Below are 22,362 nucleotides of genomic sequence, written 5' to 3'. Positions count from 1 at the left end.
CTAGACTGCGCGGTCCTTTTTCCCCAGGCCGCACCATGCTCGCTCCCGAACTGCTCTGTCCCGCCGGTACCCTCAAGGCCATGCGCTACGCCTTCGCCTATGGCGCCGACGCCGTCTACGCCGGCCAGCCGCGCTACAGCCTGCGCGTGCGCAACAATGAGTTCGACCACCGCAACCTGGCGCTGGGTATCGCCGAAGCCCACGCCCAGGGCAAGCGCTTCTACGTGGTGGTCAACATCGCGCCGCACAACGCCAAGCTGAAGACCTTCCTCAAGGATCTGCAACCGGTGATCGAGATGCGCCCGGATGCGCTGATCATGTCCGATCCGGGGCTGATCATGCTGGTGCGTGAACATTATCCACAGATGCCGATCCACCTCTCGGTGCAGGCCAATGCGGTGAATTGGGCCAGCGTCGCGTTCTGGCAGAAGCAGGGGCTGTCACGGGTGATCCTGTCTCGCGAACTGTCGCTGGAAGAGATCGCGGAAATCCGTGAACAGGTGCCCGGCATGGAGCTGGAGGTCTTCGTCCACGGCGCCCTGTGCATGGCCTACTCCGGTCGCTGCCTGCTGTCCGGCTATATCAACCGGCGCGATCCCAACCAGGGCACCTGCACCAATGCCTGTCGCTGGCAGTACCAGGCTCATGAAGGCCAGGAAAACGAGCTGGGCAGCATCGTGCAGCGCTGCCAGCCGACCCTCGGCGAAGGGCCTTCCACCGAGCGCACCTTCCTCCTGGAGGACCCGACCCGTCCCGGCGAGCTGATGGAAGCCTTCGAGGACGAACACGGCACCTACATCATGAACTCCAAGGACTTGCGTGCCGTGCAGCACGTCGAGCGCCTGGCGCAGATGGGCGTGCATTCGCTGAAGATCGAAGGCCGCACCAAGAGCCACTTCTACGTTGCCCGCAGCGCCCAGGCCTATCGCCGCGCCATCGACGATGCCATGGCCGGGATGCCCTTCGACCACGCGCTGATGCGCGACCTGGAGTCCCTCGCCAATCGTGGCTACACCGAGGGCTTCCTGCGCCGCCATGTGCACGACGAATACCAGAACTACCAGCACGGCAGCTCGCAGGCCGAGCACCAGCAGTTCGTCGGCGAACTGACCGGCGAACGCCACGGCGAGCGGGTCGAGGTCAAGGTGAAGAACCGTTTCATGGTCGGCGACCGCCTGCAACTGATGACCCCGCGCGGCAACCTCGATTTCCTGCTCGGCAGCCTGGAAAAAGGCAACGGCCAGGCGACAGAGATCGCACCGGGTGACGGCCACACCGTGTACATGCCGCTACCAGCCGACCTCGACCCGCGCCATGCCCTGCTGATGCGGCATCTGTCGGCCAGGCAGTAGCGGCTACCTCGCCGCCTCGCTCAGCAACGTGGCGAATTCCTGCGCCGGCAATGGCCGGCTGATCAGGTAGCCCTGGATTTCGTCGCAACCCTGGGACTTGAGAAACGCCATCTGCGCGTCGCTCTCGACGCCTTCGGCCACCACGCTCAAGCCCAGGCCGTGGGCCATGGCGATGATCGCCTGGGTAATCGCGGCATCCTCGCCATTGGCGGACAAGTCGTGGATGAACGACTGGTCGATCTTCACGCAGTCGACCGGGAAGCGCTTGAGGTAGCTGAGCGAGGAGTAACCGGTGCCGAAATCGTCGATCGCCAGCTTCACACCGATCTCGCGCAACTGCTGGAAGGTGGCGATCACATGCTCGACGTTGTCGAGCAGGTGGCTTTCCGTCAGTTCCAGCTCCAGCAGCCGGGCTGGCAGAGCGGTTTCTTCGAGCACCTGGCGCACCAGGCTGACCAGGTTGCCCTGGCGGACCTGATGCACCGACAGGTTGACCGAGACGCGCACTTCGCCGAGCCCGGCCTCCCGCCATTCATAGGCCTGGCGACAGGCCTGGCGCAGCACGAACTCGCCGATCGGCGCGATCAGGCCGGTCTCCTCGGCCAGGGGAATGAAGTCATTCGGCGGCACCAGGCCAAGCTCCGGATGACGCCAGCGCACCAGTGCCTCGGCCGCATTCAGGCTGCCAGACGCCAGGTGCAGCTTGGGCTGGTAGAACACCTCCAACTGGCCTTCGCCGATGCCCTTGCGCAACTGGTTTTCCAGTTGCAGGCGCTCCAGGGTGCAGGCCTGCAGGTTGTCGGTATAGAACTGGAAGGTGTTGCCGCCGAGGTGCTTGGCGTGCTGCATGGCCATGTTCGCCTGGCTGATCAGGGCGGCAATTTCCCGGGCGTTGCCAGGCATCAGCGACACGCCGACGGACGCGCTGACCACCAGCTCATGGCCGCCAACGTCCATGGGCATGCGCAGCTTGCCGAGCAGACGGCTGGCGGTGCGCGCCAGGCCCGACAGACTGCCGAACTGGTCGAGCAGGATGGCGAACTCGTCGCCGGAAATCCGCGCAATCGTATTGGCTTCCGGTACCGCCTGGGTCATGCGCCGGCCCATCTGGCGCAGCAACTGGTCGGCGACTTCGTGGCCGAGGCTGTCATTGAGCAGCTTGAAGCGATCCAGATCGATGTGCAGCAAGGCCAGGCTGCGTTCGCCCTGGCGGGAGCGCTCGCCAGCCTCGTGCAGGCGCTCGCGGAACAGGCTGCGGTTGGCCAGGCCGGTGAGTTCGTCGTAGTGAGACAGGTAGCGCAGGCGCTCCTCGGCCTCGCGCCGGGCGCTGAGATCGGCGAAGAAGCCGACGATATGGCTGATTTTGCCCCGCGTATCACGTACCGCGTTGAGTTGCAGCCATTGTGGATAAAGCTCGCCGTTCTTGCGGGTCTCGATCAGCTCGCCGCACCAACTGCCGCGCGCCTCCAGCTCCTTGCGAATCAGTTGATAGCGGCGGCGCGACTCGCGGCTGCCCATCAACAACGCGACGCTGCGCCCGAGCAATTCCTCCTTGCGATAGCCGGTGACCTGGCTGAACGCCTCGTTGACCGACAACAACAGGTAATCGGCATCGAGAATCACGATACCTTCGCTGGCCGCCTCGAATACCGTGGCCGCCAGGCGTCGCTGTTCGTCCAGGCGCCTGCGTTCGGTGATGTCGCGGCGGGTGCCGAGCATGCGCACCACGCGCCCCTGCTCGCTACGCTCGACGGCCCGGCCATGGTCTTCAATCCACAACCAGCGGCCATCGGCATGCCGCACCCGATACTCGACCTGGTAATCCTCGGTACGCCCCTTGAAGTGCTCGACCAGCGCCCGGCGCAAGGCCGGCAGATCGTCAGGATGCAAGCGCGGCTTGAGGTGGGAGAGCACACCCTTGACCGTCTCCGGCTCGACACCGAATAGCGACTGCAAATGGCTGTGATGCACTTCGTCGGTCTGCAGGTTCCAGTCCCACAAGCCCAGCTCGCTCGCCTCCAGGGCCATGGCCAGGCGCGCTTCGCTCTTGCCCAGCGCCTGCATGGCTTCGTCCAGTTGCAGGGTGCGCTGGGCGACGCGGGCCTCCAGCTCTTCGTGGGCGCGGCCCAGGTCACGGTTCAGGTCCTCGGCCCGCTGCCGCGCCTGATCGAGGTCCTCGATCAACGCCAGGTTGCGAAAACGCTGCAGCAGCCCCTGGTCGATCAGCCGGCAAACCTGCCACGCCACGATCCACAGGCTGCCCAGCAGGATCGTGCCGAGCAGGCCCCAGCCCTCCTGGATCGGGTCGTCGCCCGCCATCAGGTAAATGACCACGGGCACCAGAGCCGGCACGGCAAACGACAGGAAAGCCTTCTGGCTCACCGCATAGGCGACGCTGGCGGACAGAATGGCCGCGGCGATCAGGCCATAGACCGTGGCCTGCAACAGGAAACGCTCGTCCGGAACCAGAAAGATGCCGGCAAACGCCAGGGTCAGCCCCGACAGGCCGGAACCGAACAGAAACGCGCGGCGCCAATAACTGTCGGCCTGGCGACTCGGTTCGGCGGCGTTGAATGCAGCCACCTGGATCAGGCGCAGTACGGCCAGCAACACCACCCAGAGCAGCCAGATACCAAGCAGCAGGTCATTGCGGCCACTCCACAACAGGCCGGCACAGGCCAGCGCGCTGAGCAGCATCAGCAGGGTCGGCACCTGGGAGCCCTGGTAAAGCAGGCGCGTACGCTCCGCCGCGATCTGCGTGGCGAAACGTCGCCGAATCACGCGCGAATCGCCCGAAGGCACCGCCAGCGGATTGCGGGGTGAAAATGTCATAGGCGCTGTTCTTGTAGTGGTCTGCCTGACGAGCGCGCCAGCATACCCGAGCGAGGAGGACAAACCCAACCGCTAAAGGCTGCGGCGCAGAGCGCTCGCCGCCACCATTCGTCGGCATGCTCGAACAGCGCCTGGCGGCCTGCGCGGTGAATGCAGCCCAGCGGTTTGCCGCCCCCTGCCGCGGCCCGTAGAATGCCGCGATGCAAAACGATCCCGAACTCCTCCTCGCTTCTCTCAACGATGCCCAGTGCCAGGCCGTGGCCGCACCGCTCGGCCGCCAACTGGTGCTCGCCGGTGCCGGTTCCGGCAAGACCCGCGTGCTGGTGCACCGCATCGCCTGGCTGATCCAGATCATCAATGCCTCGCCCTACAGCATCCTGTCGGTGACCTTCACCAACAAGGCTGCGGCGGAGATGCGCCACCGCATCGAAGACATGCTCGGCATCAACCCGGCCGGCATGTGGGTCGGCACCTTCCACGGCCTGGCCCATCGCATCCTGCGCGCGCACTGGCGCGAGGCGGGCCTGGCCGAGAACTTCCAGATCCTCGACTCCGACGACCAGCAGCGCCTGATCAAGCGCATCATCCGCGAGCTGGGCCTGGACGAGCAGCGCTGGCCAGCCAAGCAGGCGCAGTGGTTCATCAACGGGCAGAAGGACGAAGGCCTGCGGCCGAAGCACATCCAGCCGGCCGGCGACCTGTTCCTCGCCACCATGCTGAAGATCTACGAGGCCTACGAAGCGGCCTGCGCGCGTACCGGCGTGATCGACTTCGCCGAGCTGCTGCTGCGCGCCCTCGACCTGTGGCGCGACAACCCCGGCGGCATCCTCCAGCACTACCAGAAGCGCTTCCGCCACATCCTGGTCGACGAGTTCCAGGACACCAACGCCGTGCAGTACGCCTGGCTCAAGTTCCTCGCCCAGGGCGGCGAGAGCCTGATGGTGGTGGGCGACGACGACCAGTCGATCTACGGCTGGCGCGGCGCCAAGATCGAGAACATCCAGCAGTTCTCCGACGATTTCGGCGACGCCCAGATGATCCGCCTGGAGCAGAACTATCGCTCCACCGCCGGCATCCTCAAGGCCGCCAACGCCCTGATCGCCAACAACAACGGGCGCCTGGGCAAGGAACTGTGGACCGAGGGCGACGACGGCGAGCCGATCAGCCTGTATGCCGCGTTCAACGAGCACGACGAAGCCCGCTACGTGGTCGAGAGCATCGAGCGCGCCCTGAAGAACGGCCTGTCGCGCAGCCAGATCGCCATCCTCTACCGCTCCAACGCCCAGTCGCGGGTGCTGGAAGAAGCGCTGCTGCGCGAGCGTATCCCGTATCGCATCTACGGCGGCCAGCGCTTCTTCGAGCGCGCCGAGATCAAGAACGCGGTGGCCTACCTGCGCCTGATCGACGGTCGGCACAATGACGCCGCCCTGGAGCGGGTGATCAACGTGCCGACCCGTGGCGTCGGCGAGAAGACCGTCGAGGCCATCCGCGATCATGCGCGCCACAGAGACCTGTCGATGTGGGCCGCGATGCAGCAGATGATCGCCGCCAAGGCCCTGCCTGGCCGTGCGTCCGGCGCCCTCGCAGCGTTCGTCGAACTGATCGAGAACCTCGCCGCCAAGACCCTCGACATGCCCCTGCACCTGATGACCCAGACCGTCATCGAACAGAGCGGCCTGATCGCCTGGCACCAGGCGGAAAAAGGCGAGAAGGCCCAGGCCCGGGTGGAAAACCTCGAGGAACTGGTCAGCGCCGCGCGCAACTTCGAGAACAACGAAGAAGACGACATGTCGCCGCTGGCCGCCTTCCTCACCCACGCCTCGCTGGAAGCGGGCGACGCCCAGGCCGACGAGCATGAGGAAAGCGTGCAACTGATGACCCTGCACAGCGCCAAGGGCCTGGAGTTCCCCATGGTGTTCCTGGTCGGCATGGAGGAAGGCCTGTTCCCGCACAAGATGAGCCTGGAGGAATCCGGTCGCCTCGAAGAGGAACGGCGCCTGGCCTATGTCGGCATCACCCGCGCCATGCAGCACCTGGTGCTGACCTACGCGGAAACCCGCCGCCTGTACGGCAGCGAGACCTACAACAAGGTCTCGCGCTTCGTCCGCGAGGTGCCGCCGGCGCTGATCCAGGAAGTACGCCTGTCCAACAGCGTCAGCCGCCCCTACAGCGGCGCGGGTGCCAGCAGCGCCACCAGCATGTTCGCCAATGCGGAAATCCCGGATACCGGTTTCCGTCTCGGCCAGGCGGTGCGCCATGCGCTGTTCGGCGACGGCATCATCCTCAACTTCGAAGGCAACGGCGCCCAGGCCCGCGTGCAGGTCAACTTCGAGAGCGAAGGCAGCAAGTGGCTGATGCTGGGCTACGCCAAGCTTGAGGCGCTTTGACGCCGGCGGCGTCAAAGGTGCCGGTTTGGGGCAACTGCGGACATTCGTTATTCCTCCGTCATTCCCGCGAAGGCGGGAACCCAAAAGCGCCTTGTTTATTTGGGCTCCCGCCTGCGCGGGAGTGACGGCTAAACACACCGAGTAATGACATCTGCTTTTGCCTCGGAGCAACATTGAGCGCACCTTCAAATACCATTCTTTTACCAACCGTCATAAATCCCGAAACACTCTACGGCTGGCCCTGTGCCGCCAGACTCGGCAGCATGGCGCGCGTTATCCAAGAAAAACCGGGAATCACCTTATGCAACGTTTCCTCAGCATCGCGCTGGCCCTGTGCATCGGCCTGACGCTCAGCCTCGACGCCAGCGCCAAGCGCATGGGCGGCGGCAAGTCCTTCGGCTCTGCTCCGACTCACCAGACCCGCCAGGCCACGCCGCCAGCCAACCAGCCAGGCGCCGCGCCAGCGGCCAATGGTCGCCAGGCCGGTGCCGCCAGCGGTGCTTCGCGCTGGCTTGGTCCGTTGGCCGGTCTCGCCGCGGGCGGCCTGCTGGCATCGCTGTTCATGGGTGACGGCTTCGAAGGCATGCAGGTCTTCGACTTCCTGATCATCGGCCTGATCGCCTTCGTCATCTTCCGCCTGATCGCCGCCCGCAAGCGCCAGCAGCAAGGTTCGCCGGCTCCGGCCGGGGGTGCGCCGTACCAGCGCGAGCAGCAGTCGCTGTTCGGCGGCAGCTCGGCTCCCGCAGCACATGTAGCCAACGCGCCGAGCTGGTTCAACGAGGAACGCTTCGTCAACGCCGCCCGTGAACACTTCATGGCCCTGCAGCAACATTGGGACGCGGCGGAAATGGACAAGATCGGCGAATTCGTCACCCCGCAGATGCTCAGCTTCCTCAAGCAAGAACGCGCCAGCCTGGGCGATGGCTTCCAGTCGACCTACATCGACAACCTCGATGTCCAGCTCGACGGCATCGACGAGCTGGCCGACAAGACCGTCGCCACCGTTACCTTCCGCGGCATCTCCAAGACCTCGCGCTTCGACCAGGGCGAAAGCTTCAGCGAAAGCTGGCGCATGGAGCGTCTCAAGGGTAACGACCAACCGTGGCTGGTCGCCGGCATCCGCCAGAACTGAGCGCTTGGCAGCACCGAAGAACCCGGGACTTTCCCGGGTTTTTCGTTTTCATGGCCGATGAATGCCTTGCGCCAGGCAACGTCTACTGTATAAAACGCGCTGCCAAGCATTGAGGAGTCGGCGATGGAAGAAGTCATCGAACAGCTACGTGAACTCAACGAACCCGTACCAGTGCCCCTGGAGCTGCCCGACGAGGAAACCCTCGTGGAGATCCAGGAGGAAATCCTCATCCACCTGCCCTTCGAGCTGCGCGAGTTCCTGCTCAAGGTCAGCGATGTGGTCTATGGCCGCCTGGAACCGGTGACCGCCAGCGATCCGCATTCCCACACGTATCTGCCAGAAGTGGCTTCGGTGGCCTGGGACCTGGGCCTGCCGCGTGACCTGGTGCCACTGTGCCAGGATGGCCACGACTATTACGCGGTCGACGTCGAAGGCCAGGTCTGGCTATGGGACGGCGACGAAGGCGAGCTGACCGACGAAAGCTGGGACTCGGTCTGGCACTGGTGCCGGGACGTCTGGCTGGAGAGCTGAAGCGGGCTCAATGATGGTTCTCCTGGCTGCGCTCCAGTGTCTCGATCAAGGCGATCTGCAGGCGCGAATGCACACGGATGAACCAGCGCCATAGCAGCGCGATCAAGCCCGCCGCCACCAGGGCGATGATGATCAGCAACTCGCTGGTCGGCAGGATGCTCGCCGACAGCGCCATCATCAGCAGCATGATGCAGGCCAGCGACAGCGCCGGGATGATTTCCGAGATCACCCGGCGCACGCGCTCGGTATGCCGACCGGCCTTCTCCGGGCGTACGCCCATTTCCGCCAGCAGCATGGCCAGGGCCTTGAGCTTGCGGTAGGCGGCGATCAGGAACGGCAGCGAGACCAGCAGCGCGCCGCCCCAGATCAGGCCTTTCTGCAGGTTTTCCTGCTCGACCCACGGGCTCATGTGCGCAGCCAGGGTGCCGGCGAAATAGGCGCTACCAAGGAAGATCGCCACCACCAGCGCCAGGTTCACCCCGACCTGCAGGATGATCTTGCGGATCATGCCGGCCAGCACCGCGCCCTGCCCTTGTGGCTGGATGCTGCGCAGCCAGTCGCCGTAGAGGCCGAACATCCGCCGCAGCCCGGCCGGCATCCAGCCCGCCAGGCGGTGCGACAACGGATCGGCGACACGAATCAGGTAAGGCGTCGACAGGGTGGTGATGGCCGATACCGCCACCGCCACCGGATAGAGGAAGTCGCTGGTGACCTGCAGGGTCATGCCCAGCGCAGCGATGATGAAGGAGAACTCGCCGATCTGCGAAAGCCCCATGCCGACGCGCAGCGAGGTGCGGCCGTCGTTGCCGGCGATGAAGGCGCCGAGGCTGCAGGAAATCACCTTGCCGATGATCACGGCCAGGGTGATGACGATGATCGGCACCGCGTATTCGACCAGCACGCCAGGGTCGATCATCAGGCCGATGGCGACGAAGAAGATAGCGCTGAACATGTCGCGAACCGGCTCGACCAGACGCTCGATCTGCAACAACTGACGCGATTCGGCCATGATCGCGCCGATCAGGAAGGCACCGAGGACCATGCTGTATTCGAGCTTGACCACCAGCAGGCAGAAGCCGAAGCACAGGCCGAGCACCGTCACCAGCAGCATTTCGTTGCTTTCGAACCTGGCCACGTAGGCGAGGATGCGCGGCACCAGCAGGATGCCGATGACCAGCGCGACGATCATGAACAGGCTGAGCTTGCCGACCGTGGAGAACACCTGGCCGGTCTCCACCGAGCCGCTGACGGCGATGCCCGAGAGCAAGGCGATGATGCCGATGCCAAGGATGTCCTCGACGATCAGCACACCGAAGATCAACTGGGCGAAACGCTCGTTCTTCATCTTCAGGTCGCCGAGCGCCTTGATGATGATGGTGGTCGAGGAAATCGCCAGGATGCCGCCGAGGAACAGCGAATCCATGTTGCTCCAGCCGAAGAACTGGCCGATCTCGTAGCCGATCCAGATCATCAGGGCGATTTCCAGCCCGGCGGCGATGAACGCCGTGGCGCCGACGCTGAACAGCTTGCGCAGGGAGAACTCCAGGCCCAGGCAGAACATCAGGAAGATCACCCCCAGCTCGGCCAGGGTCTTGATCGTGTCTTCGTCGTGGATCAGGCCGAACGGCGGCGTGTGCGGGCCGATGATGAAGCCGGCGAGGATATAGCCCAGCACCACCGGCTGCTTGAAGCGATGGAACAACACCGTGACCACGCCAGCGACCAGCATGATCACCGCCAAATCCTGGATAAAGCTGATGGCATGCATGCTCTGTCACTCCTTTGTTTGCTGGGCAGGCGCAACGGCCCGCGCACGGGTTGCTCGCTTGGCTCGTTCGAACCGGTTGTTAGAGGGGACGAGCGCCATGGAACTGGCGCCGCCCATGCAGGTTAACACTCGGGCCGTCGATTCCGGGGTGGCTCAAATATCCGGAAATAATTGGCTGCGATTTCCGCGCTGCCTTGTGCCAAAGGCACAAGGCAGCGGACAAACTCAGTGCTTCTTCAAGTCAAGCAAACTGAGGAGGAATTGCCCGAAGAACATCAGGTCCTGTTCTATCGCCACGCGCGCGGCCTTGCCGTCGCCCGCCTCGATGGCACCGAAGGCATCCTGATGGAATTCGTTCAGGCGCAGCGACATGTCAGCCCCGGTGAACAGGCGGCTGAACAACGGCCCGACCTGCAACAGTAGCGACTCGATCATGCGCAGCAGCACCGGGTTGTCGCAGGCACGATAGAGGGTGAGGTGGAACAGGCTGTTGACCTGTAGATAGGTGTCGACCTGGCGCTCTTCGATGGCGCTCTGCATGCGCTCCAGGCAATCACGCAGAATGGCGATTTCGTCGGGGCCGATGCGTTCGGCGGCCAGTTCGACGGCCATGCCTTCCAGGCTCAGGCGGGTTTGCAATATATGCTGGAAGCGCTCGCGGTCCAGGTCGGGAACCCGCACCGAGCGTTGCGGCTCGCCTTCCAGCGCCCCTTCGGCGACCAGCCGCAGCAGGGCGGCACGCACAGGCATCGGGCTGGTGCCCCATTCGCTGGCGAGATCGCGGATCTTCAGGCGCTCGCCGGGCTGGAAACGTCCGCTGAGCAAACCGTCGCGGATACGGTGATAAGAGATTTCTTGCAGATTGTCGGCCATGGGGAATCACCACTTGCTGGCCGGTGGAGCCGGCAGTTGGGCCAGGGTGAGGCTGCAGTCACGCATGAGATTCGACCTTGTGGGCAGGTGAATGGATCAACGCCGTCGAAGACGGCAGCCGCAGTGTAACGTGCAGCTCGGGCACGATGTGATCACAAATAGGAATGAGGCGTTAACGATTTGCAGATAACCGGCCGTTTTGACTTATTTGTGATCACAAAATACGATTGCACCGACAAAAAGAGGACATGAGATGACCGCCAGCGGAATCGCCGAACAGGCCGTGCAAGCATTCACCCAGCGCGAGCGTGAGCGCTTCCTCGCCAACAACCCGAAATCCCGGGAGCTTGCCGAGCGCGCCCGCCACTCACTGTTCGGCGGCGTGCCGATGCACTGGATGAGCGACTGGTCCACGCCCCATCCGCTGTTCGTCAGCCGTGCCCAGGGCGCGCGCTTCTTCGATGTGGACGGCCATGAGTACGTGGATTTCTGCCTGGGCGACACCGGCAGCATGTTCGGTCACTCCCCCGCGCCGATTGCCAAGGCCATCGCCGAGCAGGGTGCCAACGGCCTGACCACCATGTTGCCGGGCGAAGACGCGGTGATCGCTGGCGAATTGCTCGGCGAACGCTTCGGCCTGCCGTTCTGGCAGGTAGCGACCACCGCCACCGACGCCAACCGCTTCGTCATCCGCTGGGCGCGGGCGATCACCGGGCGCAAGGTGCTGCTGGTGTTCGACGGCTGCTACCACGGCACCGTCGACGACGTCATGGTGCGCAGCCGCGACGGCCATACCGTGCACCGCTCCGGGTTGATCGGCCAGGCCCGCAACCTGGCCAAGACCAGCCGCGCGGTGCCGTTCAACGACCTGGCCGCGCTGGAGCAGGCGTTGGCCCAGGGCGACGTCGCCGCCGTGCTGTGCGAGCCGGCGATGACCAACATCGGCATGGTCCTGCCCGAGCCGGGCTTCATGGAAAAACTGCGCGAGCTGACCCGCCAGTACGGCAGCCTGCTGATCATCGACGAAACCCACACCATCTCCACCGGCCCCGGCGGCTGCACCCGCGCCTGGAATCTGCGTCCGGACTTCATCACCCTCGGCAAGCCCATCGCCGGCGGCGTGCCCTGCTCGGTCTACGGCTGCACCCATGAAATGGCCCAGGCCATGCGCATCGCCCAGCAGCACGCCAGCGAACAGAGCCACGGTCATGGCCACAGCGGCATGGGCACCACGCTATCGGCCAACGCCCTGGCCATGCACTGCATGCGCGCCAACCTGGAACAGGTGATGACGCCCGCCGCCTATGCCCACATGCTGCCGCTGGCGGCGCGCCTGGCCGAGGGTTTTCGCCAACTCATCGCCCGCCATGGCCTGGCCTGGTCGGTCACCGAGCTGGGCGCGCGCTGCGAATTCCAGTTCTGTCCGACGCCGCCGAACAACGGCGCCGCAGCCGAAGCCGCGTTCCACGACAGCCTGCAAATGGCCCTGCACCTGTACCTGATCAATCGCGGCATCCTCATCACCCCGTTCCACAACATGACCTTGTGCTGCCCGGATACCCGCGCAGCCGACGTCGACCGGCTGATCGCCACCCTCGATCAGGCCCTGACCGAATTGCTCGCCATGCCCGGCGCGCGCCCCTGATTCATAGAAAAGTGAGTGCCATGCAGTTCGCCGATAGCCAGGAAGCCCGTGACTTCCTCGACCGCCACCCAGACGTCCGCCACTTCGAGCTGATCCTGATCGACGCCAATGGCGTACCGCGTGGCAAGTTGCTGCACCGTGACGAGTTACTCGCCGTCTATGAAAACGGCCGGCCGCTACCCAGCTCGATCCTGGCCCTGACCATCCAGGGCCAGGACGTGGAAAGCACCGGCCTGGTCTGGGACGTGGCGGATGCCGACTGCTGGACCTATCCGCTGCCCGGCAGCCTGCAACTGCAACCCTGGCGCAGCACGCCGACCGGCCAGTTGCAGGTCAGCATGCACCCCGAGCAAGGCCTGCCCGCCACCCCAGCCGATCCGCGCCATGTGCTGGTGCGGGCGATCGATCGCCTCAAGGCCGACGGCTATCACCCGGTGATGGCGGTAGAGCTGGAGTTCTACCTGCTGGACAAACAACGCGATGCAAACGGCCGCCCGCAACCGGCGTTGCAAATGAATGGCCTGCGCCCGCAAGCGCCGCAGGTCTATGGCGTGCAGGAGCTGGAGCAAGTACAGCCGTTCCTCGACGATCTATATAGCGCCTGCGAAATCCAGGGCCTGCCGGTGCGCACGGCGATTTCCGAATATGCGCCGGGCCAGCTTGAACTGACGCTGGAGCATCGTTTCGACGCCCTGCAAGCCATCGACGAAGGCGTGCGCTACAAACGCCTGGTCAAGGGCGTGGCCAACGCGCACGGCCTGCAAGCCTGCTTCATGGCCAAGCCGTTCGGCGACCTGGCCGGCAGCGGCCTGCACCTGCACGTCAGCCTGGCCGACACCGAAGGCGCCAACCTGTTCGCCAGCGAAGACCCACAAGGCACCCCGCTGTTGCGCCAGGCCATCGGCGGCATGCTCGCGACCCTGGATGAAGCCCTGGCGATCTTCTGCCCCAACGCCAACGCCTTCCGCCGCTTCCAGGCCAACAGCTACGCGCCGCTGGCCAAGAGCTGGGGGGTGAACAACCGTACCGTGTCCTTGCGCGTTCCTGGCGGCCCGGCCAATAGCCGGCACATCGAGCACCGCATCTGCGGCGCCGACGCCAACCCGTACCTGGCAGCGGCGGCGTTGCTCGGCGGCCTCCACAAAGGCATCGCTGAACGCCTCGATCCCGGCCCGGCCATCGTCGGCAACGGTTATGCACAGGCCAGCGAGCAGCTGCCGACCGACTGGCTCAGCGCCCTGCGCGCTCTGGAACGCTCGGACTGGGCCGCGCAGGCCTTCGGCGGCGAATTCCTCAAGGTGTTCCTGGCGATCAAGTGGGCCGAATACCGCCAGTTCACGGGCGAGGTCGGCGAGCAGGACTGGCGCTGGTATCTGGGGCACGCTTGAGCGCAGGCCCATATGGCCGCGCTCAGGCTTCCGGCTTCGGGCTCACCTTGTAGTATTTCCCGCCCACACTGATGTTCGCTCCGCCGTAGTCCTGGCAGCCCTCGGCGAAGACCTCCTCGACCCGCGCGCGCAGGCCGTCGACCAGCAGGTCCACGGCGCAGTCCTTGCCCAGGTCATTGGTCGTCAGGCTGAAGTAACTGCCCGAACCTTGCAGAGTACCCTCCAGTTCACCGATGGCGGCCGGGCCGTATTGCTCGATCTGCGCGCCGGCGCGGATCGGCGAGAAGCTGGCACGATAGCCACTGCCCTGGCGGGAGATTTCCAGCACGCTCCAGGCCGCCTGGCCGGCGTAGCGCAGGTAACGGCCTTCGATGGCAGTCGCCAGCGCGTTAAGATCGGCGGCACCGACCTTGGCCAGGTTGTGGCGAGTCGCCGAACCGTCGAAGCCGGATTCCAGCGCCAGTTCCAGCCAGGCCCTGGCCATCGCCGGCTCACCGGCCTTGAGGGTGGCCAGCATCAGGTTGTTCAGGGCCAGCTCGCGCTGGGCGTCGTCATCGGCGACTTCGGCGCGACGCAACTGGCGCTCGAACGCCTCGATGGCCGCATCGTAATGCCCGGCCTGGTAGGCAGCCGTGCCGTCCTGATTGCACTGGCCCGGGCTGGAACACGCCTGCCCGGCGGCCAGGCACAGTGGCGACAGGCTCGCCAGGGCGTAACAGAAATAGGCTTTCATGTTCATAGACATAAAGTGAGTGTCCTTGGCCTGCGAAGCGGGCATCTTACCCACACGGCGGGCCCGTGCAGCCTGATCAACCCAAGAAAACGAAGAGCGACCCCATGGAACCTGGAAACGCCCAACTCTCGATGACCGTCCTGATGACCCCGGACATGGCCAATTTCTCCGGCAATGTCCACGGCGGCACCCTGCTCAAGTACCTCGACGAGGTGGCCTACGCCTGCGCCAGCCGCTATGCCGGCTCCTATGTGGTGACCCTGTCGGTGGACCAGGTGATCTTCCGCCAGCCGGTGCACGTCGGCGAACTGGTGACCTTCCTCGCCTCGGTCAACTACACCGGCCGCACCTCGATGGAGATCGGCATCAAGGTGATCACCGAGAACATCCGCGAGCGCTCGGTACGCCACAGCAACAGTTGCTTCTTCACCATGGTCGCGGTGGATGACAACCGCCAGCCGACACCGGTGCCGCAGTTGCAACCGCAAACGCCCGACGAAGTACGCCGCTTCGAGCAGGCCAAGCAGCGCCGTGAAATCCGCGAGGAACTGGAACAGCGTTACCAGGCCCTGCATCGCAAGGCCTGAGCGCGGCAGGCGATGGAGACACTTCCTGACAAACTCTGGCCAAGCGCCATCAATGGCACTCACGGTATTCTGCCGGGCGCGGCGAATACCGCGACCTGCACGGGTCGGCCCGTGATCCACCTTCGTACAGTCCCCGACTGTCCCCTGCGTGCTTCATAAGGAGACCTCATGCCCCATCACACGCCCCTGCTCGCCACCCTCGCCGCCGGCCTGGTCCTGGCTTTCATCCTCGGCACCCTGGCCCAGCGCCTGCGCATCTCGCCGCTGGTTGGCTACCTGCTCGCCGGGGTGGTCGCTGGCCCGTTCACCCCCGGCTTCGTCGCCGACCAGGCGCTGTCCCAGGAAATCTCCGAGCTGGGTGTGATCCTGCTGATGTTCGGCGTCGGCCTGCACTTCTCGCTGAAAGACCTGATGTCGGTCAAAGCCATCGCCATTCCCGGCGCAGTGGTACAGATCACCGTCGCCACCCTGCTCGGCATGGCCCTGGCCTGGGGCCTGGGCTGGTCGCTCGGCGCCGGGCTGATCTTCGGCCTGGCGCTGTCGGTGGCGAGTACCGTGGTGCTGCTGCGCGCCCTGGAAGAACTCAACCTGCTCGATACCCAGCGCGGACGCATCGCCATCGGCTGGCTGATCGTCGAGGACCTGGTGATGGTCCTCGCCCTGGTCCTGCTGCCGGCGCTTTCGGGCATGCTCGGTGGCAAGGCCCACGAAGGCGACGTAAGCATCGGCATGCAGTTGTTGATCACCCTGGCCAAGGTCGGCGCGTTCATCGCCATCATGCTGCTCGGCGGGCGCCGGGTCATTCCCTGGGTGCTGGCCAAGGTCTCCGCCACCGGCTCGCGGGAGCTGTTCACCCTTGCCGTGCTGGCCATCGCCATGGGCATCGCCTACGGTTCGGCGCTGCTGTTCGACGTATCCTTCGCCCTCGGCGCGTTCTTCGCCGGCATGGTGTTGAACGAGTCGGAACTCAGCCACGACGCCGCCGAGAAAACCCTGCCGCTGCGCGACGCCTTCGCGGTGCTGTTCTTCGTCTCGGTGGGCATGCTGTTCGACCCGCTGGTGCTGATCAAGGAACCGTTGCCGGTGCTGGCGACGTTCCTGGTCATCGTGGTCGGCAAGTCGCTGGCGGCCCTGGCCATCGTGCGCGCGTTCGGCCATCCGCTGAGCACGGCCCTGACCATTTCCGCCAGCCTGGCGCAGATCGGCGAGTTCAGCTTCATCCTGATCAGCCTCGGCATCGGCCTGGAGCTGTTGCCCGAACAGGGCCGCGACCTGCTGCTGGCCGGTGCGATCCTGTCGATCCTGGTCAACCCGCTGCTGTTCGTCGGTATCCAGCGCCTGCAGCCCTGGCTCGACCGGCGCGAAGGCGTCGGCCAGCCGAGCACGGTGGAAGTCGATGCGCCGCCACCGATCCACGAACGCAACCACGCGCTGCTGATCGGCTATGGCCGGGTTGGCCGGCGGGTGGCCGAACGCCTGCGTGAGGCCGGCATTCCCTTGGTGGTGACGGAGGACAGCCGGGCCGGCCTGGATGAATTGCGCGCCGCGGGTATCAGCTCGGTACTGGGCAACGCGGCGCGGCCCGGCGTATTGGAACTGGCCCAGGTCGAGCATGCGCGCTGGCTGCTGATCGCCATCGCCAACGGCTTCGAGGCCGGGCAGATCGCCCAGCAGGCCCGCGCGCTCAATCCCGACCTGGAAATCATCGCCCGTGCGCATTTCGATGCCGAAGTGGACTACCTGGAACAGAACGGCGCCGACCTGGTGATCATGGGCGAGCGCGAAATCGCCAACGGCATGTGCCAGCGCCTGGGCCTGCCGGCAATCGCCCCCAGCAACCGGGCCGTGGAAGGTGGCTGACGAAGCGCCGTCCTTCACGCCACGGATCGGTTAAGCTTCTGCGGCACCGGGTGTGGAGTGAGTCATGTTCAGTCTGTTCGATATGTTCCTGCTGATGCTGTTCTGTGCCGCGGTCGCCTGGCTGTGGCGCGGCCACGGCATTCGCGAACGTGCCCTGGAACTGGCCAAGCAACAGTGCAAGAAGCTCGATGTGGAACTGCTCGACGGTGCCGTCGCCCTGCAACGCCTGGGCATCGAACGCGATGCCCGCGGCCGGCGCCGCCTGGCACGTCTGTATGCCTTCGAATTCACCGTGACCGGCGAGCAGCGCCTGACCGGCCAGCTCTCGATGTTCGGCCGCCAGCTCGGGCGCATCGAACTGGATGCCTTCCCGATCAACACCCCCGAGGAAGCGCCGGTCGCCACCCAGCAGCCGGAGCAGCGCCCATCGGGCCAGGTGATCCAGTTGCGTGACTGGAAACGCCAGCACGACCGCATGGACATCTGATCAACCCGCCGGCAACAGGAACTCCAGCGACTGACGCGCCGCATCCTCGGGGTGCTCCTGCATGAAGCAATGCCCGCCGACGACCATGCGCTGCATGACCTTGGCGTTGGCTGAAGCCAGGCGGCGCGCCGAAGCGGCAACGAATGGATAACTGTGCTCACCATGCAGGACCAGGGTCGGCGTGCCGATTCGCTGCAGATTCGGCCACAGTTTTCGCGGATAGCTGGCGAATATCTCCGCCTCGCGGCTGGGCCGGCATTTCAACTCGACACCCTCGTCGCCCTCGCGCAGGGCATGCTCGACATAGGCCCGCAACGCTTCGTCCGACCAACCACGAAAGATGCCACGCCCTGTCAGTTGCGCCAGCGCGGCCTGGCGATCCGGCCACTGCCGTCGGCGTGCCGCCGTCTTGCGCGCCAGCGCGTTGAAACGCTGGGTACGCAGCAACTCGAACAGCGCAGCCAGCGCCAGCATCGGCTTACTGAAGAACACCGGGTCGAGCAGCACCGCACGGCGGAACAACTGTGGTCGGCTGGCCAGGACCAGGGCCGTTTGCACAGCGCCGAAACTGTGGCCCAAGGCATACCTCGGAACATCGCCGAATCGCGAATGATTGGCCTCGAACGCCTCGCCGATCAGCTCCGCCGTGCGGTTCCAGCCGAGGAAATCGCCGCCATGTTCCGTCTCGCCATGGCCCTGGGCATCGCACAACCAGAGGTCGAAGTGCCCGGCCAGTCGTTTCAGCATCGGCTCGTAGACCCGCCCACAGAAACCGTTGCCATGCACGAAATGCAGCAACGGTTTGCCGGATGGCGGCGAATGCCAACCCGTCAGCGGGAAATGGGCAGAACCGGCATGACGCCAGGGCACGAGGTGCATGGGCAGTTATCCACTAAGGTCTCTTCGCAAGCCAGTCTACCCACGCGGGTCGCGTTCGTCAGGCAGGTGAAACGGACGAATCACGGATCATTCCAAGCGACAGGCCGCAACGGCCTCGGCCAGTGCGGCACGATCCTGGGCCTGCGCGAAAATCAGTTCCAGACGCGAATCCTTGCGCCATTCGCTGGCCTTCCACTGCAGCGCCTGCCCTGGCAGCAGATTGGCCGATCGCCAACCGGCCTCGCCGTGCAGCACCAGCTTGGCGCGCCGCCACGGCCAGTTCGCCAGGCACGCCTCGACAGCGCCCAGATCGAAGCGCTGGCCGGGGTGCCAGCGCCAGCCGATGCTCCAGCCGTCGGCACTGTCGCTGACCTGGCACGCGGCACGTGTCGGGTCCGGCCAGATCGACGGCAGCGGTGGCTGGCCATCAGGCACGCTGAAAGCCGCATCGGTTGCCGCCGCGCGGCGCTCATGGCCAGGCAGATCGGTGAACAGCACGTGCCCGTGGCTGGCCCAGCGGATCTTGACCGCAGGCAACAGACGAACCAGGCCGGCGCGCGCCTTGTCATCGAGCTCGTCTGACTTGTTCAGCACCAGCAGGCCGGCCTCATCCAGCAGGTCGCCCTGGGCCGCAGGCAGTGCGTTGCCGGCGGCCAACGCCTGGGCATCGAGCACCATGACCGGCGCCTGCACATCGAGCACACCGCGCCAGGGCTCGTCACGCAGTTGCGCCAGCAGTTCGCGGGGATGGCCGAGGCCGGACGGCTCGATGAAGAGCCGGTCCGGGCGCGCCATGCGCAACAGGCGACCAAGCCCGACCTGGAACGGCGCGCCGTTGACGCAACACAGGCAACCGCCGGCCACTTCGCTCAATGTCACGCCATCGCTGTCGGTAGTCAGCAACGCGGCATCCAGGCCGACCTGGCCAAACTCGTTGACCAGCACGGCCCAGCGTTCAGCTTCGGGTTTCTGCCCGAGCAACTCGCGGATCAGCGTGGTCTTGCCGGCACCGAGCGGCCCGGCAATCACATGGGTGGGGATATTTTTCAGCATGGCCTATGGTGCGGTTTTGCCGGTCGCCAGAAAAGGCTAAAGTCGCAGCTTTGCCAGGGAGATATGCACATGCGCTCGATTGCCGCCGTCGTTCTGCTGCTCGGCCTCAGCGGCCAGGCCTGGGCCGATGCCTGTGTCATCCATAGCCAGGGCAACCAGACGGATGTGAAAATCTGCCAGCAGAACCGCAGCATTCCCAGCTCCTTGTTCCGCAAGGGCTTCTGCCAGCCACGACTCAAGGGCCAGAAGGTCGACGTGCAGTTCGTCCAGCAATGCCCCAGCGGCGCATTCGGCGCCTGCCGTGGCGCCCGCACCGGCGGCACGCCCTACCAGCAGGACATCTACTACTACGGCGTGGCCAGCGATGCGCGCTATCTCAAACCGGCTTGCGAACGGCAGAGCAAGGGGAGCTGGACGCAATACTGAGCTGGTGAGGCAGGAGCACCATCACTCCCGCGCTCAAGCCAGCCAATCCAGGGTCAACAGCAACCGTCTCTCACCTGGCGCCGGCGCGGGCGAACGGTGAATCAACCCGGCGCCCTCGTTACCCAGCCACTTCTCGCCCTTGGCCAGCAATACGTGACCCGGCTCGCTGTGGCGAACGACCGAGGCATCCGGTTCGGCCACCGCCGAGCCGAGTCCGGCGCGCGGCATCGCCCCTTCCTCCAGCCATTGGGTGCCGATCCCCGCATAGCAGGTGATCAATCGCAGCGGCACGTGGTCGACGTGGAAGCGCGGGCACATCGCCTTGTCCAGGGCGCGCAGACGCAGGCCGATCCGGCGCGCATCCACCAGGCAGGCGAATGCCCGCACCAGCCAGACGACATCGGCGATGAACGCCTCGCGCCCCAGCAGATCGGCATACCCCAGGAGCAGGCTGGGCAGTTCCAGCGGTTGCTCGTCAGACTCCAGGTTCAGCGTCAACGATTCCGCCACGGGCTCGTTCTGCGCCAGCAACAGGGTGACGAAATCCTCGATCTGTACCGGCAGGCGACGCTGCCAGAGCGCCAGGTTGACGCCATGGTGCAGCACTTCGCCCAGTACATCCGGGCCCGCGCCGATCACCTGGCGCGCCTTGGGCGGCATACGCAGCGCGAGCATCAGGCGGCGTCCTCCTGCCAGGCGCCGAACGGATCGGGCAGGCTTAGCCAGGTCTGCGGGCCAAGCGCCCATTCCTCGTCGGTCAGCAGGCAGGCATCGAGGTCCCGGTTCAGTCGCGCGAAATCGATATCCTGACCGATGAACACCAGCTCCTGACGGCAGTCACCGACCTGGCGATCCCAATGCTTGAGCACCTCGCGTAGCGCTTCCTCATCCGTTGGCCACTGCGACTTCGGCACGAAGCGCCACCAGCGGCCAGCCAGGCCATGGCGCATCAGGCCACCGGCCTGTGACCAGCTACCGGCCTCCTGCGGCTTGCTTGCCAACCAGAAAAACCCCTTCGAGCGCAGCAAGCGGCCGTTATGCCAGCCCCGGTTGAGAAAATCGAAGAACCGCTCGGGATGGAATGGCCGGCGCGCCCGGTAGGCGCTCGAAGCGATGCCGTACTCCTCGGTCTCCGGCACATGTTCGCCGCGCAGTTCCTTGAGCCAGCCCGGTGCCCGGGCCGCGCGCTCGAAGTCGAACAATCCGGTGTCGAGAATGCTCGCCAGCGGCACCTCGCCCTGGCTCATCGGCAGAATCCGCGCATGGGTGTTGAGCCCACGCAGGATCGCCTGCAACTCCTCGCAGGTCTCGACGGAGATCAGGTCGGTCTTGCTGATCAGGATCACATCGGCGAACTCGACCTGATCGATCAGCAGGTCAGTGATCGAGCGCTGGTCTTCCTCGCCCAGGGTTTCGCCACGGCTGGCCAGGCTCTGGGCCGCCTGGTAATCGCGGAGGAAATTCACCCCGTCGACCACCGTCACCAGCGTATCCAGGCGGGCCACGTCGGCCAGGCTCTGGCCATATTCGTCGCGGAAAGTGAAGGTCTCGGCCACCGGCAACGGCTCGGAAATGCCGGTCGATTCGATCAGCAGGTAATCGAAGCGACCTTCACGCGCCAGGCGGCCGACCTCGTCCAGCAGGTCCTCGCGCAGGGTGCAGCAGATGCAGCCGTTGCTCATCTCGACCAGCTTTTCCTCGGCACGATTGAGGCTCACGCCCTTCTGCACCTCGGCACCGTCGATATTGATTTCGCTCATGTCGTTGACGATCACCGCCACCCGCAGGTTGTCGCGGTTCTTCAAAACATGGTTGAGCAGCGTGCTCTTGCCGGCGCCGAGAAAGCCGGACAGCACGGTTACGGGAAGACGAATTTCCATGGGTTTGCCTCAATCACGGTGGTGTTTCTCTTTCTGTTCTTGCCGCTCCTTGGCCTCGACGCACAACGACGCAGTGGGACGCAACAGCAGGCGACGCAGGCCGATCGGCTCGCCGGTTTCCTCGCACCAGCCGTACTCGCCGCGTGCCAGGCGCTCCAACGCCTGGTCGATCTTGTCCAGCAACTTCTTCTCTCGCTCCAGCAGGCGCAGCTGCCACTGACGCTGCTCCTCTGCACTGCCGATATCGGCTGGATCACTGCTCGGCTCCTGCTCACGCAGTGCCGAAAACTCATCGTCGATGCGGGCCTGCAAAGCCACTCGCTCGCTCAGCAGCAAGGCCTGGAAAAACCGCTGCTGAACGTCATTCATGTAGTCCCGTTCCGGCATGTGCAGCAGTTCGGTTTCGCTCATCTGGTTCATGACACTCTGACTCAACATCATTTGTTATAACATAACATTTTATTGGTGAAAGCCAACGCTGCGGGATGGTTTCACGTGGAACGGAATAAATAATTTCGTGGCCAGCGGGGATAATAAAAATCACAAGAC

General features: G+C 64.9%; 19 protein-coding genes. 10 read left to right on the top strand and 9 right to left on the bottom strand.

Annotated features, from left to right (window positions below; translation table 11 throughout):
• The first annotated feature begins 35 nt into the window (after positions 1–35).
• On the top strand, positions 36–1,352 hold the full coding sequence (trhP, locus tag ACSZPK_RS03190; RefSeq protein WP_437879933.1) for a prephenate-dependent tRNA uridine(34) hydroxylase TrhP: 1,317 nt from the start codon (positions 36–38) through the stop codon (positions 1,350–1,352).
• Between the two features lie 3 nt (positions 1,353–1,355).
• Here trhP and ACSZPK_RS03185 read toward each other — a convergent pair whose 3' ends face one another.
• Positions 1,356–4,184: an EAL domain-containing protein gene (locus tag ACSZPK_RS03185; protein ID WP_437879932.1), complete on the bottom strand. Its 2,829-nt coding sequence runs from the start codon at positions 4,182–4,184 to the stop codon at positions 1,356–1,358.
• 200 nt (positions 4,185–4,384) lie between these two features.
• On the opposite strand from ACSZPK_RS03185, the gene uvrD reads away from it, so the two are divergent.
• From uvrD to ACSZPK_RS03170, 3 genes are all read left to right on the top strand, one after another.
• Positions 4,385–6,571 (top strand): DNA helicase II, encoded by a 2,187-nt coding sequence (gene uvrD / locus ACSZPK_RS03180; RefSeq protein ID WP_437879931.1) that lies wholly within the window; start codon positions 4,385–4,387, stop codon positions 6,569–6,571.
• A 301-nt stretch (positions 6,572–6,872) separates the two neighbouring features.
• A complete protein-coding gene (locus ACSZPK_RS03175) occupies positions 6,873–7,703 on the top strand; it encodes a Tim44 domain-containing protein (protein WP_437879930.1) in 831 nt (276 codons plus the stop codon).
• Between the two features lie 123 nt (positions 7,704–7,826).
• Positions 7,827–8,234, top strand: a complete 408-nt coding sequence (locus ACSZPK_RS03170; protein ID WP_437879929.1) for an SMI1/KNR4 family protein — start codon at positions 7,827–7,829, stop codon at positions 8,232–8,234.
• A gap of 7 nt (positions 8,235–8,241) precedes the next feature.
• On the opposite strand, the gene ACSZPK_RS03165 is transcribed toward ACSZPK_RS03170, so the two are convergent.
• Both ACSZPK_RS03165 and ACSZPK_RS03160 read right to left on the bottom strand, forming a co-directional pair.
• Positions 8,242–10,002 carry a cation:proton antiporter gene (locus ACSZPK_RS03165; protein ID WP_437879928.1) on the bottom strand — a complete coding sequence of 587 codons (1,761 nt, stop codon included), beginning with the start codon at positions 10,000–10,002 and terminating at the stop codon, positions 8,242–8,244.
• A gap of 225 nt (positions 10,003–10,227) precedes the next feature.
• Positions 10,228–10,875: a GntR family transcriptional regulator gene (locus ACSZPK_RS03160; protein WP_437879927.1), complete on the bottom strand. Its 648-nt coding sequence runs from the start codon at positions 10,873–10,875 to the stop codon at positions 10,228–10,230.
• A gap of 253 nt (positions 10,876–11,128) precedes the next feature.
• Here ACSZPK_RS03160 and ACSZPK_RS03155 point away from each other — a divergent pair, with 253 nt between their 5' ends.
• Together ACSZPK_RS03155 and ACSZPK_RS03150 are read left to right on the top strand one after the other, a co-directional pair.
• On the top strand, positions 11,129–12,520 hold the full coding sequence (locus tag ACSZPK_RS03155) for an aspartate aminotransferase family protein (protein ID WP_437879926.1): 1,392 nt from the start codon (positions 11,129–11,131) through the stop codon (positions 12,518–12,520).
• Positions 12,521–12,540: 20 nt separating this feature from the next.
• Positions 12,541–13,908: a glutamine synthetase family protein gene (locus tag ACSZPK_RS03150; protein ID WP_437879925.1), complete on the top strand. Its 1,368-nt coding sequence runs from the start codon at positions 12,541–12,543 to the stop codon at positions 13,906–13,908.
• A gap of 22 nt (positions 13,909–13,930) precedes the next feature.
• On the opposite strand, the gene ACSZPK_RS03145 is transcribed toward ACSZPK_RS03150, so the two are convergent.
• Positions 13,931–14,653, bottom strand: a complete 723-nt coding sequence (locus ACSZPK_RS03145) for a tetratricopeptide repeat protein (RefSeq protein ID WP_437879924.1) — start codon at positions 14,651–14,653, stop codon at positions 13,931–13,933.
• Positions 14,654–14,745: 92 nt separating this feature from the next.
• Between ACSZPK_RS03145 and ACSZPK_RS03140 the strand changes: the two genes are divergently transcribed.
• The 3 genes from ACSZPK_RS03140 to ACSZPK_RS03130 all read left to right on the top strand — a co-directional run bounded on the left by ACSZPK_RS03140 (position 14,746) and on the right by ACSZPK_RS03130 (position 17,575).
• Complete coding sequence (locus tag ACSZPK_RS03140) at positions 14,746–15,228, top strand: acyl-CoA thioesterase (RefSeq protein WP_437879923.1); 483 nt, start codon at positions 14,746–14,748, stop codon at positions 15,226–15,228.
• A gap of 168 nt (positions 15,229–15,396) precedes the next feature.
• Entirely contained in the window at positions 15,397–17,088 is a 1,692-nt protein-coding gene (ybaL, locus tag ACSZPK_RS03135) for a YbaL family putative K(+) efflux transporter (RefSeq protein ID WP_437879922.1), read from the top strand.
• 64 nt (positions 17,089–17,152) lie between these two features.
• Positions 17,153–17,575 (top strand): DUF3301 domain-containing protein, encoded by a 423-nt coding sequence (locus ACSZPK_RS03130; protein WP_437879921.1) that lies wholly within the window; start codon positions 17,153–17,155, stop codon positions 17,573–17,575.
• On the opposite strand, the gene ACSZPK_RS03125 is transcribed toward ACSZPK_RS03130, so the two are convergent.
• Both ACSZPK_RS03125 and ACSZPK_RS03120 read right to left on the bottom strand, forming a co-directional pair.
• On the bottom strand, positions 17,576–18,454 hold the full coding sequence (locus tag ACSZPK_RS03125) for an alpha/beta fold hydrolase (protein ID WP_437879920.1): 879 nt from the start codon (positions 18,452–18,454) through the stop codon (positions 17,576–17,578). It lies immediately after the preceding gene.
• An 87-nt stretch (positions 18,455–18,541) separates the two neighbouring features.
• Positions 18,542–19,507 (bottom strand): CobW family GTP-binding protein, encoded by a 966-nt coding sequence (locus ACSZPK_RS03120; RefSeq protein ID WP_437879919.1) that lies wholly within the window; start codon positions 19,505–19,507, stop codon positions 18,542–18,544.
• Positions 19,508–19,576: 69 nt separating this feature from the next.
• On the opposite strand from ACSZPK_RS03120, the gene ACSZPK_RS03115 reads away from it, so the two are divergent.
• A complete protein-coding gene (locus tag ACSZPK_RS03115; protein WP_437879918.1) occupies positions 19,577–19,933 on the top strand; it encodes an NADH:ubiquinone oxidoreductase in 357 nt (118 codons plus the stop codon).
• Between the two features lie 33 nt (positions 19,934–19,966).
• Here the strand turns inward: ACSZPK_RS03115 and ACSZPK_RS03110 are convergent, their stop codons facing one another.
• Genes ACSZPK_RS03110 through dksA form a run of 3 tightly spaced genes read right to left on the bottom strand, consistent with a single transcriptional unit; the run spans position 19,967 to position 22,224 of the window.
• Positions 19,967–20,608: a DUF1826 domain-containing protein gene (locus tag ACSZPK_RS03110; protein ID WP_437879917.1), complete on the bottom strand. Its 642-nt coding sequence runs from the start codon at positions 20,606–20,608 to the stop codon at positions 19,967–19,969.
• Entirely contained in the window at positions 20,608–21,813 is a 1,206-nt protein-coding gene (zigA, locus tag ACSZPK_RS03105) for a zinc metallochaperone GTPase ZigA (protein WP_437879916.1), read from the bottom strand. The genes ACSZPK_RS03110 and zigA overlap by 1 nt, the downstream gene beginning before the upstream one ends.
• A 9-nt stretch (positions 21,814–21,822) precedes the next feature.
• Positions 21,823–22,224, bottom strand: coding sequence for an RNA polymerase-binding protein DksA (dksA, locus tag ACSZPK_RS03100; protein WP_437880276.1), 402 nt, complete (start codon positions 22,222–22,224; stop codon positions 21,823–21,825).
• Between the last annotated feature and the right edge of the window lie 138 nt (positions 22,225–22,362).

The sequence above is a fragment of the Pseudomonas sp. LRF_L74 genome, assembly GCF_965644255.1.
Lineage (GTDB): Bacteria > Pseudomonadota > Gammaproteobacteria > Pseudomonadales > Pseudomonadaceae > Aquipseudomonas.
The sequence above is the reverse complement of the archived record's forward strand: the minus strand, read 5'-3'. Positions and strand labels throughout refer to the sequence as shown.